The organism is Roseovarius conchicola, assembly GCF_041403425.1.
GTDB lineage: Bacteria > Pseudomonadota > Alphaproteobacteria > Rhodobacterales > Rhodobacteraceae > Roseovarius > Roseovarius conchicola.
Genome location: NZ_JBGEHK010000001.1, coordinates 162382 through 173861, shown reverse-complemented (window position 1 = coordinate 173861; position 11480 = coordinate 162382). Strand labels below are relative to the sequence as shown.

Here is an 11480-nt window from a genome sequence, read left to right as displayed (position 1 = left end):
CCCTGTCCAAAAATCCGGGGCCACCGCCCCTAAAAACCTAATATGGGTCAGGAAGACCCAGTTTGCCAAGTATCTCGACCTCGGTTGCCTCCATCAAAGTGGCATCTTGGTCACGGATATGGTCATAGCCCAAGAGGTGCAGAATGCCATGCACAAGCAGGTGAGTGGCGTGATCGGGCAAAGCTTTGCCGGCCTCGGCGGCCTCTTTCGCGCAGGTGTCATAGGCAATGGCGATATCGCCCAGTTCGGGATCATCCCCCTTGGGCGGCACGGGGCGCGCGCCCGGCTGTGTGGCCCCACGCTCGGCCGAGGGCCATGACAGCACGTTGGTCGGCGTCGGCTTGCCCCGGAATTCGGCGTTGAGCGTAGCAATCCGGGCGTCATCGCAGGCGAGGAAGGTGATGTCCCATTCGGACGGGGTGAGATTGAGATGGCGCAATGTGGCCGTGGCCGCGCGTTCGGCCAGGGTGGGCAGGTCTATTGCCTGCCAGCGGTCGTCGTCGATCAGGGTTTCTGTGGTCATGGCCTCCCTTAGCGCAGCGATGGAGAGGGGGGAAGTGGTGCCGGTCACTTGGACGGGACGTTCGCTTTGCGCCCGAAGCGTTCGTCACGGCTGCACGCCCAGCCGGTTAACAGCCGCGCAGCGGCCCGGCCATCGTCAGCCCCTCCCTTGGGCTGGCGATTTATCTGACGCAGGCGCTGCTTTCATTCTGTGGATGTGCTTTGCGACTATAAAGTGCCTCAAAGCAAATGGTGGGTCGCCACCCCAGGGGCTGACGTTGGCCTCCGGCGGCTGGTGCATGGCGAACGTCCGCTACGTCCCGTTTAACGGACATCTCACCGGGCTTGCGCGCTATTTCGGATCGTCGGCGTCATAGGCCTCGATGATCGCGGCGACCAGCGGGTGGCGCACGACGTCCTTGGAGGTGAAGTAGTTGAAGCTGATCGACGGGATCGACTGCAACAGCCGTTCGGCATCGCGCAGGCCCGATTGCACGCCGCGTGGCAGGTCGATCTGGGTGCGGTCGCCCGTGATCACCATGCGGCTGCCCTCGCCCAGACGGGTGAGGAACATCTTCATCTGCATCGAGGTGGCGTTCTGGGCTTCGTCCAGCACGACAAAAGCATTGGCCAAGGTGCGCCCCCGCATGAAGGCCAGCGGAGCGATTTCGATGCGTTTTTCCTCGATCAGCTTGGTGACCTGCTTGGAGGGCAGGAAATCGTTCAGCGCGTCGTAAAGCGGCTGCATGTAGGGATCGACCTTGTCCTTCATGTCGCCGGGCAGATAGCCCAGCTTCTCGCCCGCCTCGACCGCCGGGCGGCTGAGGATAATACGATCCACATGGCCTTCGATGAACATGCTGACGCCCACGGCCACGGCCAGATAGGTCTTACCCGTCCCTGCCGGGCCGATGCCAAAGGCCAGTTCATTGTTAAACAGCGAGGATACATAGGCTTTTTGCGCATCTGTGCGCGGTTCGACCAGTTTCTTGCGGGTCTTGATCTCGATCTTGCCGCCCTTGAACATCTCAAGCTGATCGCCGTCGCGCGCGCCGGTGTCTTCATCCGAGCCGCCCATGCGCAATTCGCGGTCCACATCGGCATGTTCGACCGGCTTGCCGGATTCCAGCCGTTGATACAGTGCCTCAAGCACCTCGACCGCCTCGGTCTGTGCCGCTTCCTCACCGACCACGGCCAGTTGGTTGCCCCGGCGCATGATCTGAACGCTCAGTTTTTGTTCAATCTCGGCCAGGTTGCGATCAAACTCGCCGCATAAATCAATCAACAGCCGGTTGTCCGGAAACTCGATAACCCGTTCCTGAAGCATGTCAGAGCCGGTGGGGGGTGGCATCACGTTGGTGACCAATCCTGTCTCCGTTTTTGAGAAGTTCTGAGACAACCGTGCCCAGTGGCGCAGGCAGGTGCAAGGGGGGTGCGTTCATTTTCATGAATCTGACACGAAAACAGCCGCGGGCCAGTGACCCGCGGCTGGTATGTTTGTACAAAGCGCAATCGGATCAGATCGGATCGCCGATGATCGACGTGGAACCACCTTTAAAATCACCTGTTACGGTGGTCGGAGGTGCCGTGCCCGAGCAGACCGGCTTGCCATATTTATCAAGCCGTGCCGACAGATAGCCTTCGACACCGTCGTCGATGATCCAGTGGTCACAGCCATTGGGATCAATCCAGACACCGGCTTTCAACTGGCTGAGGTGCTTCTTGTCGAAAAGATTGCGATCGACCGATTTGTCAGGGCCCGCAGTCGAGCAGGCAGAGACGGCGACGGCAGCGGAAAGGGCCAGGATCGTTTTACCAAATTTCATGTTCACGCTCCTTAGCTTCAGCGAATGCAGATGATTTCGACGCGACGGTTTTTCTGCATACCTGCAGCCGTCCCGTTGGACGCGACCGGCATCCGTTCACCATAGCCACGAATATCCGCGATGCGGGCGCCACTGGACTGTGCCACGCGGGCGACCGAGTTGGCACGGCGCAGGGACAGGTTCATGTTGTACTGATCCGAGGCGCGGCTGTCGGTATGGCCGGTGATGATGTAGGACGTGGCACCTGCCTGCTGGAAGAACTGCATCAGGCGCTGTTTTCCGGCCGCGTTGATCCGCGCGCTGTCTGTCGCAAACAGCTGATCCGAGTTCATCACACCACAGACATCTCCGCGGCGGCACACCGGAATCCCCTGACGGTTGGTGTGGGGCGTCATATAGCCCTCGACGCCGTCATCCATCACCCAGTGCTCACACCCGTCCGGATCGACCCAGATGGTTGGTATATATTGTTCTCCGCTGGCGCTTTGCGCTTGTGCAGCGCCCGCCGATATCATCATGCCCAACGCGGCAACAGCAACAGTGCCAAACACGCCGAGACCCGTCAAAGACCTATGTTTCGTCACAGCCCTCGTCCTTCTCACTTAAATTCCCCCGGAAGGCAGCCCCCAAAATCCAGCCACCCGACTACACAATTACCCCGTGACCTTACCAAGTTTGGTCACGATGTGAAGCAGTATTGACAAGATATTGTGTCTGATTGCGAAACAATGCATAGGCTGCCACAATATTGCCCTAATTCACGACACGTTTTCCGAGCCGGAACCGGGTTTTATCGTGCGAAGCTGAGGTCGCCTAAAAACCCAGCACCCGGCCAGAAAGCGAATTGGTGCCGCTTTCGAGAATTTCGACCGACGCGATCTGACCGACCTCCAGGCTGGAATCAGCCACGTAGACGGCATGCAGATACTCGGATTTGCCCACCATCTGCCCGTCCAGCCGCCCGGGTTTTTCAAACAGCACCTTCACCGTGCGCCCCACCATCGACTCCTGCACCTCGCGCTGCTGACGGGTGATCAGCGCTTGCAGGCGCTGCAGGCGGTCGGATTTCACATCCTCGTCCACCTGATCGCGCTCGGCCGCGGGGGTGCCGGGGCGGGTGGAATACTTGAACGAATAGGCATAGCCGTATTTGACCTCTTCGATCAGGTCGAGCGTGGCCTGAAAATCTTCCTCAGTCTCTTCCGGGAAGCCGACGATAAAATCACCCGACAGCAGGAGATCGGGGCGCGCGGCGCGGATACGGTCGATCAGGAGCAGATAGCTTTCGGCAGTGTGGCTGCGGTTCATCCGCTTGAGGATTTTATCGCTGCCCGATTGCACCGGAAGATGCAGATAGGGCATCAGCTTGTCACAAGTGCCATGCGCCTCGATCAGGTCGTCGCTCATGTCGTTGGGATGTGACGTGGTAAAGCGGATACGCTCAAGCCCGTCGACATCGTTCAACGCCCAGATCAACTGTGCCAGCGACCAGTCACCGCCCTGCCCCGCGCCGTGATAGGCATTCACGTTCTGCCCCAGCAAGGTGATTTCACGCACCCCGCGTTCCACCAGATCGCGGGCCTCTTCGATGATACGGTCCGCCGGGCGGGAAACCTCGGCCCCGCGGGTATAGGGCACCACGCAGAAGGCACAGAATTTGTCACACCCTTCCTGCACGGTCAGGAAGGCGGTGGGCCCGCGTTTCGCCTTGGGGCGGTGGCGCAGGGTGTCAAACTTGTCCTCGGCCGGGAAATCCGTGTCGAGGGCTTTGACGCCTTCTTGCGTTTTGGCCTCCATCTCGGGCAGGCGATGATAGCTTTGCGGGCCGACCACCAGATCGACCAGGGGCTGACGGCGCATGATTTCCTCGCCCTCGGCCTGGGCCACGCAGCCCGCCACGCCGATTTTCAGGTCTGGCTTTTCGTCCTTCAGCACGCGAAAGCGGCCCAGCTCGGAATAGACTTTTTCGGCAGCCTTTTCGCGGATGTGACAGGTGTTCAGCAGGATCATGTCGGCATCATCGGGCGTCGCGGTTTCCACGTACCCTGCCCCGCCCAGCGCCTCGGCCATGCGTTCGCTGTCATAGACGTTCATCTGACATCCATATGTCTTGATGTATAGCTTCTTGGGGTCTGCCATGATCCGTGCCATTCGCCATTGGTTGAGGCCGCCTGACTACATCAGAACCGGGGCATCTTGCAATGGCGCGCCGGATCGGTGAATCTGCGAAAAAGAAACGAGGAATGCGATGCAGTACAGCAGCTTGAGCGATTTCATGAGCCGCGGTCGCGATGCGCTGGCCAAGGGGCCGATCGCGTTGATCTTTGTCGAGGATGAGGTCGAGATCGATTCGACCGTCCGGCACCATCTGGACGCCAAGTTCAAATCGGTGATCGTATTGATGCCCGAGGCGTTTGATCTGGCCAGCGATGTGGCCGATGCGGTGCACCGGGTAACGTACGACATGGCCCGCGGGGATACCTTGGTTGACGGGGTCAACGCGATGATCAAGGCCGCGCCCGGGCAATGGTTTTATTACTGCTATAACGCCGAGTACCTGTTTTTCCCGTTCTGCGAAGTGCGCACCATCGGCGAAATGCTGGCCTTTCATCACGAGGAACGGCGCGATGCGATGCTCGCCTATGTGATTGATCTGTACGCCGGTGATCTGGACGCCCATCCCAGCGCCGTGTCGCTGGAGGATGCGCATCTGGACCGCTCGGGCTATTACGCGTTGGCGCGCAACGATCCCGACAATCACAACCACCCGAAAGAACGTCAGCTGAATTTCTATGGCGGCCTGCGCTGGCGCTATGAGGAAAGCATCCCGGCCAAGCGGCGCAAGATTGACCGCATCCCGCTGTTCCGCGCCGCGCCCGAGCTGGAACTGCGCGATGATCACACCTTTTCGGACGAAGAATACAACACTTATGCCTGTCCGTGGCACAACAACCTGACCTCGGCCATCGTGTCGTTCCGCACCGCCAAGGCGTTGAAGCGCAACCCCGGGTCGACCTTCGATATCCACACCTTCAAGTGGCACAATTCCACCCGGTTCGAATGGCATTCGCGCCAGTTGATGGATTTGGGGCTGATCGAGCCGGGGCAGTGGTTTTAAGCTGATCGGGACGTGCCGCCTTGGATGTTGAATATACCGAGCGACGTCGCCCCCGGTCGACGCAGGAAAATCAGTATAAAAATAGGTTGGCCCAATTGGAAGAAACTGAAAGATACTACTCACAAAAACTGTTTAGATTTTGAGCCAACGGGGCAATTTCGAAAGTGGCGTAGATGAGAAATTTCTCCATTCTTGGACTTGTAGTTCTGGCGGCCACTTATCCCGGAACGGCGCAAGCCTTCGGTGCAAGCTTTTATTGGTATAGTTGTGGAACGGCTTGCCTCACGGATCGCATTCAGAATTTCGAGGACGTGTTACTCAAAGCACAAGTGTTTAATACCGCGTTGTTTTTTCTATCGGCATTCCTGTTGGGCCTTTTGGTACGATATGGTGGCTGGCAAGTGGGTTACACGCGGAAGATTTTAGCAGGCGTCTTATACCTGGCTCCTTTTCTTTACGGGTACTGGTGGCCCTTTACGCAAAGCCATTTTCTTTCTACCGGGCAGGCGATGTTGGCCTTAACAGTTACATGCCTCGTCTATTTGATGTGTATTGCGGCAATGAGCGCGCCGATCCGGTGTCGAATAAAGCCAATTGAAATCGCCTTTGCGTCTATTGATAGGCCCGAAGACAGGCCATTGACCATTCCCTGGTTAATTTCTTCGGTCGTCGCGATGTGGTTGGTGTTGATAGTCTGGCAGTATAGCGGCTCTTTTCAGCTGCATTACGTGATGCTGGCTTTGTTTATCTCCGGCGTAGGTGATGCACTTGCCGAACCAGTAGGTCTGAGGTTCGGGCGGCATAAGTACTCAACAAGAGCGATTGGGACAAAAAAGCTCTACACGCGTAGTTTAGAAGGCAGCGCATGCGTCTTTTTCAGCGCGGTGTTTGGAGTCTTGTGGGTTCACAATACGACTTATGGCTTCACTTCAGATTCAGAGTTCTTTCTGGCTTTGGTACTCTTTCCTGTGGTTGCGACCTTCGCCGAGGCCAAGTCACCGCACACCTGGGACCAACCGTTTATCGTCGGTTGTTGCGGCTTAACCGCAAGTGCTATTTCTTCGATAAGCTGAAAAACATGCCTGCTTTTGGTTCGGAGCGGATAGACAAACGCTGTAGAATAGGCTGTCAAGGCGCTTCAGAAAAGAACGACAGCACTTGTATGCCCGCGACCTAGAGCATTCCAATTCCGTTGCAGTGGCGGCAGCGCAGGGTCTTCTTGCCGATACAGCCGACACAGGGGACGAACCGCGCGCGGCCATTGACATCGCGGCCGTTGACGACCTCACCCTTGCCAAGGCAGACCTGACAGGGTGCCATACCGGTGCCCATGCACAGATGGCAGCGCCGCTTGATCGGTTCAACCTTTGTCTTGCGCGTGTAATGCGGGCCGGTGCTGCGATGATCCCAAGAATTGTCCATACATCTCCTTACACGCCAATCAAGGCGTTGGCAGGTCGCCAGCGCGGTAGAATCAAGGCGATGGGTTTACCCATCATTCGCCAGCTTTTCATAGCCCTCTTGCAGATCAGCCAGCACGTCGCTCAGGGCTTCGTTCTGGTCAATATAATGCATTGCGATCCCCACAACGCGCTGCATGCCATCATGCACCGGCGGGGCGAGGCGTTTTTCCTGCCAGATTGCCGTGAGGCAAAGCCCGGCCAGAACATAGGTCAGCAACCGGGTCCAGCCGCGCAGCTTGGTGCGGCGTTTTTTCTGTCGCTCTTCAGGGGCGATAAACTGTGCGGCGCGATGTGTCATAAGAATGACATCGCACAGGCCATGGGCAGCATTATGGCGAAATCCCGGCGATTGCCGGACCAGTTAACAGCAGCTTAAAGGCTTTCGGCCTGGGGCATTCCCAGCACGTGATACCCACCATCCACGCGGATGATTTCACCCGTGGTACAGGCCCCGGCCTCGGAGGTGAGGTATACGGCCGTTCCCCCCACCGCCTCAAGCGTCGCATTGGCGCGCAACGGCGTGTTTTCCTCGGTATGGCGGAAGGTGCGGCGCGCGCCGCCGATGGCCGCGCCTGCCAGCGTCTTCATCGGACCCGGCGAGATCGCGTTGACCCGGATGCCATCGGGGCCCAGATCATTGGCCAGATAGCGGGTGGCTGCCTCAAGCGCGGCCTTGGCCACACCCATGACATTGTAATTGGGTACAACCCGGTTTGAGCCTTGATAGGTCAGCGTCAGCAAGGTGCCGCCATCGGCTTTCATCAACGGGTAAGCCCGGCGCGCCACCTCGATAAAGGAATAAGCCGAGATATCCATCGAATGTTTGAAATTGGCGCGGCTGGTGTTCAGGAACCGTCCCGACAGTTCGGACTTGTCGGAATAGGCAATGGCGTGGACCACGAAATCGATGGTCGGCCAGCGATTGGCAAGGGCATCGAAGGCCGCGTCCAGCGACGCGTCGTCGGTGACATCCACATCCACCATGAAATCCGACCCGACAGACTCGGCCAGGGGTTCCAACCGTTTGCCAAAGGCTTCGCCCTGATAGGTAAAGGCCAGTTCGGCACCAGCTTCGGACATGGCTTTGGCGATGCCCCAGGCGATCGAGCGTTCATTGGCCACACCCATGATCAGGCCGCGTTTGCCGTGCAGTGACATACTCATATGCGTTTATCCAGTATACTTGCTCAGCAGCATCGAACCATTCGTGCCGCCAAAGCCAAAAGAATTGGTCATCACCGTATCAAGGCCTGCATTGTCCACGCGGGTCGTGGCAATCTCGGCCGCGTCCAGCGCCGGATCCAGCGTTTCGACATTGATCGAGGGGATGATGAAATCGTCCTGCAGGGCCAGAAGGCAATAGATCGCCTCCTGTGCGCCGGTGGCGCCTTGCGAATGGCCGGTCATGGACTTGGTCGAGCTGATCGGCGGGGTGTTGCCCTGGCCGAAGATGCGGCGCACCGCTTCGACCTCGCCCACATCGCCCACCGGGGTCGAGGTGCCATGGGCGTTGATATAGCTGACCTTGCGGCCCTCGGGCAGCGTACGCAGAGCCCCGCGCATCGCCCGTTCGCCGCCTTCACCGGAGGGGGCGACCATATCGGCCCCGTCCGAGGTGGCGGCAAAGCCGGTCACTTCGGCATAGATTTTCGCGCCGCGGGCCAGCGCACGATCAAGGCTTTCCAGCACGACAATCGCCCCACCGCCCGAAATCACGAACCCGTCGCGATCCGCATCAAAGGCGCGGCTGGCGCGGTCTGGCGTGTCGTTATACTTGCTGCTCATCGCGCCCATGGCGTCGAACAGGCAGGAGAGGGTCCAGTCCAGCTCTTCGCCGCCCCCGGCAAACATCACATCCTGATTGCCCAGCGCCACCTGCCCTGCCGCCATGCCGATGCAATGCAGCGAGGTGGAACAGGCCGAGGTGATCGAGAAATTCATGCCCTTGATCTGATAGGCCGTGGCAAGGTTGGCACTGACTGTCGAGGACATGCATTTGGGCACCGCAAAGGGGCCGATCCGTTTGGTCGCCCCGGTTTTCAGCACCACCTGATGGGCGGCCAGCATCGCGCTGGTGGAAGGCCCGCCGGACCCTGCAATCAGCCCGGTCATCGGGTCGATCACGTCGGCCTCTTCCAGTCCCGCATCGGCAATCGCCTGCCCCATGGCAATATGCGCATAGGCCGAACCGGGGCCCATGAAGCGCAGGGTGCGTTTGTCGACATGCTCGGACACATCAAGGTCGATGCCCCCGGCGATCTGACTGCGAAAGCCATGCTCTTTCATGTCTTCATTGGCTGTGATGCCGGAGCGGCCTGCCTTAAGCGCGGCCAGTACTTCCTCGGCATTGTTGCCAATGCTTGAGACGATCCCCAGACCTGTGACGACGACTCGGCGCATGCGCGCAATCCTCCATTAGCTTGATATCTGTTTACGGCAGGCCGGTACGGGGGGGCAAGCAGTTAGCGGATGCAGTGATTGTTTAACGCTACACCCCAGCCTGGAACCAGGGCGGAGCCGCAGGGCCAATGTGAAATGCCCGCTGTGAGCCCTTCATTGGTCCTGAAAAATCCTCTAAACCGCCTTATTTGGAATGGCTATTTGATGCACTTCACCGGCTTGGGAACGGTTGGTCAAAACAAGAGTTTGCACGAGGCTATCATGAGAGAAATCGTAAAAGTATTTTTAGTTGCGGTGATATTTTTAAGCGGTGCTGCTGCCGAGGTGTCGTCGCAGGAACAGACGGCAACGGCCAGCAGCCAAAATGTCATCAAAGAATCGTTTGATGGGGAAGACCCGTCTCTCATGCTGGGTGGGCAGATTGATCTGCGAAGCAACAGTGCGTCCTGGCAAATCTACGTGGCTGACGGCAAACTCCTGATGGAGAACCGAAAAGACCCTCAGAGCCTTCAGTACAACGATATTGCCTGGGTCAGATTTCCAGAATCTGAAGTTATCACTTCTACCGAGAACCTGGTGATTTCCGCCATTGTCGAAGCGAACAATATTGGAAATGGAGGCGTGGGAATTCTTGTTGGCAGTGGGAAAGCAGGAACCTACCTGGTGTTTTCCGTAGATGGGCAAGGCAGCTTCCATATCTTAAAAAAGGACGGTCGAAAGCTCAGATCTATGCATAGCGCAAAACACGCGGCTATTGCTGTTGGAGCGCCTAACCAATTGACCTTTGAGGTGCGCGGCGCGCATGTCGTGTTTTTCGCCAACGGGACAGAGATCATTCAGGTTCCCTATATGAAAAGAATGGCCAGCACCCTTCAGTCTAAAGGCCAGGCTGGCATTGGCCTTGCGGCATTTGGCATCGGCAAATTTGTTTTCGAAAGCGTCGAAATCACGAAGGCCAATTGAACGACAGACTTCCACATGAACAAGGATGTGGCAGACACACAAGGACGTCGGCCAGGCTACTTTGCCCGCAAAGATCGGCGTCTTCCTGTCTTGGAACATGGAACGGTCGTGGGTGTTTTTTTTGGCGACATCCCGGCGGAAGGGATGCAGTTAAATGGCCGCTATGGGCGTTCCGCGTTCACCATCAATGCGGGACATCGTGTCGCTTCGCTTCGTGAAAATGGCTTCACAAGTTTTGGCACCTGTGATCTGTGGTTCCTAATCATTCGGCCGGATCACGATGGTAGGGCGGCGGACTGGTTTTATGGATAATTTGTTTTTAAGGGTCTCGGAAACACATGATTACATTTGATTTTTCAGGCCGTGTGGCCGTTGTTACCGGTGCTGGCGGCGGGATGGGTCAACAGATCGCCAACATGATCCTTAATGCTGGCGGATCAGTCATCATGATCGACCTGAAGCCCGAACCTGACGACCTGGGCGGCACTGCTGATCAGCGCCTTTACGTTCAGGGCGACGTGACGGACCACGTTTTCGTGGACACCACGATTGCAGCCGGTGTTAAACGGTTCGGGCGTATCGATTATCTTGCAAACGTGGCCGGTGTTCTTTGGTTTGACCGGGATGCCTCACTGCTGGACATGGATATGGATGTCTGGGATCGGGTGTTCGACATCAATCTTAAATCGATGGTGCACATGGCCCGCGCCACAGTTCCGCATATGCGCAAGGCTGGTGGGGGGGCGATGGTTCATTTTTCGACCACACAATGTCTGCGCGGTGACCCTAAACCCCAAGATGCATATTCAACCGCCAAGGCGGGCGTTGGTGCATTGTCAAAATCACTTGCGATGCAACTCGCCGCAGACAGTATTCGCTCGAATGCGATATATCCCGGCCTCACGTTGACGCCGTTGCAAGATCGATGGGATACAGCTGAAAAAATTGATGATGTGGCGCAATGCGTGCCGCTAGGTCGCATCGGCACGCCAAACGAACTCGCGTCAGCAGCCGTCTTTTTGCTGTCAGAGGGCGCGTCCTACATCACAGGCATTGACCTGATCGTCGATGGAGGTTTGCTTTTGAAGTGACAGGCACCGGGGATGAGAGGTCTGATGCCGCACGGGGTAGAACCCTGCGCCGAGGAATGGCGTCCCTAAGCAACCGTTCACGCATCGCGCGGCGAAAGAGGAAAAAGAGCCCTTTTAT

At 57.7% G+C, this 11480-nt stretch carries 14 protein-coding genes; 5 read left to right on the top strand and 9 right to left on the bottom strand.

What is annotated here, in order from left to right; all coding sequences use genetic code 11:
- Nucleotides 1–37: 37 nt before the first annotated feature.
- From ybeY to miaB, 5 genes are all read right to left on the bottom strand, one after another.
- Nucleotides 38–523 (bottom strand): rRNA maturation RNase YbeY, encoded by a 486-nt coding sequence (gene ybeY, locus V6N02_RS00800; RefSeq protein WP_371223320.1) that lies wholly within the window; start codon nucleotides 521–523, stop codon nucleotides 38–40.
- Between the two features lie 330 nt (nucleotides 524–853).
- Nucleotides 854–1852 (bottom strand): PhoH family protein, encoded by a 999-nt coding sequence (locus V6N02_RS00795; protein WP_371223318.1) that lies wholly within the window; start codon nucleotides 1850–1852, stop codon nucleotides 854–856.
- A 166-nt stretch (nucleotides 1853–2018) separates the two neighbouring features.
- Entirely contained in the window at nucleotides 2019–2327 is a 309-nt protein-coding gene (locus V6N02_RS00790) for a hypothetical protein (protein ID WP_371223316.1), read from the bottom strand.
- Between the two features lie 17 nt (nucleotides 2328–2344).
- The gene (locus V6N02_RS00785; RefSeq protein WP_371224554.1) at nucleotides 2345–2845 is read right to left on the bottom strand and encodes an OmpA family protein; all 501 of its coding nucleotides are present in this window, start codon (nucleotides 2843–2845) and stop codon (nucleotides 2345–2347) included.
- A 295-nt stretch (nucleotides 2846–3140) separates the two neighbouring features.
- Nucleotides 3141–4466 carry a tRNA (N6-isopentenyl adenosine(37)-C2)-methylthiotransferase MiaB gene (gene miaB, locus V6N02_RS00780; protein ID WP_371223314.1) on the bottom strand — a complete coding sequence of 442 codons (1326 nt, stop codon included), beginning with the start codon at nucleotides 4464–4466 and terminating at the stop codon, nucleotides 3141–3143.
- Between the two features lie 109 nt (nucleotides 4467–4575).
- Here miaB and V6N02_RS00775 point away from each other — a divergent pair, with 109 nt between their 5' ends.
- Both V6N02_RS00775 and V6N02_RS00770 read left to right on the top strand, forming a co-directional pair.
- A complete protein-coding gene (locus tag V6N02_RS00775; protein ID WP_371223312.1) occupies nucleotides 4576–5445 on the top strand; it encodes a glycosyltransferase family 2 protein in 870 nt (289 codons plus the stop codon).
- Between the two features lie 173 nt (nucleotides 5446–5618).
- Nucleotides 5619–6518, top strand: coding sequence for a hypothetical protein (locus V6N02_RS00770; RefSeq protein ID WP_371223310.1), 900 nt, complete (start codon nucleotides 5619–5621; stop codon nucleotides 6516–6518).
- A gap of 100 nt (nucleotides 6519–6618) precedes the next feature.
- Here the strand turns inward: V6N02_RS00770 and V6N02_RS00765 are convergent, their stop codons facing one another.
- The 4 genes from V6N02_RS00765 to V6N02_RS00750 all read right to left on the bottom strand — a co-directional run bounded on the left by V6N02_RS00765 (nucleotide 6619) and on the right by V6N02_RS00750 (nucleotide 9308).
- Nucleotides 6619–6867, bottom strand: a complete 249-nt coding sequence (locus V6N02_RS00765; protein WP_371223308.1) for a DnaJ-like cysteine-rich domain-containing protein — start codon at nucleotides 6865–6867, stop codon at nucleotides 6619–6621.
- Between the two features lie 66 nt (nucleotides 6868–6933).
- Nucleotides 6934–7206 (bottom strand): hypothetical protein, encoded by a 273-nt coding sequence (locus V6N02_RS00760; RefSeq protein ID WP_371223306.1) that lies wholly within the window; start codon nucleotides 7204–7206, stop codon nucleotides 6934–6936.
- Between the two features lie 74 nt (nucleotides 7207–7280).
- Nucleotides 7281–8072, bottom strand: a complete 792-nt coding sequence (locus tag V6N02_RS00755) for an enoyl-ACP reductase FabI (RefSeq protein ID WP_371223304.1) — start codon at nucleotides 8070–8072, stop codon at nucleotides 7281–7283.
- A gap of 6 nt (nucleotides 8073–8078) precedes the next feature.
- A complete protein-coding gene (locus V6N02_RS00750; RefSeq protein WP_371223302.1) occupies nucleotides 8079–9308 on the bottom strand; it encodes a beta-ketoacyl synthase N-terminal-like domain-containing protein in 1230 nt (409 codons plus the stop codon).
- A gap of 135 nt (nucleotides 9309–9443) precedes the next feature.
- Between V6N02_RS00750 and V6N02_RS00745 the strand changes: the two genes are divergently transcribed.
- From V6N02_RS00745 to V6N02_RS00735, 3 genes are read left to right on the top strand one after another with little or no spacing between them, the layout of a single operon-like run.
- The gene (locus tag V6N02_RS00745; RefSeq protein ID WP_371223300.1) at nucleotides 9444–10271 is read left to right on the top strand and encodes a hypothetical protein; all 828 of its coding nucleotides are present in this window, start codon (nucleotides 9444–9446) and stop codon (nucleotides 10269–10271) included.
- Between the two features lie 15 nt (nucleotides 10272–10286).
- A complete protein-coding gene (locus V6N02_RS00740; RefSeq protein ID WP_371223298.1) occupies nucleotides 10287–10583 on the top strand; it encodes a hypothetical protein in 297 nt (98 codons plus the stop codon).
- A 26-nt stretch (nucleotides 10584–10609) separates the two neighbouring features.
- Nucleotides 10610–11362 (top strand): SDR family NAD(P)-dependent oxidoreductase, encoded by a 753-nt coding sequence (locus tag V6N02_RS00735; protein ID WP_371223296.1) that lies wholly within the window; start codon nucleotides 10610–10612, stop codon nucleotides 11360–11362.
- Nucleotides 11363–11480: the final 118 nt, after the last annotated feature.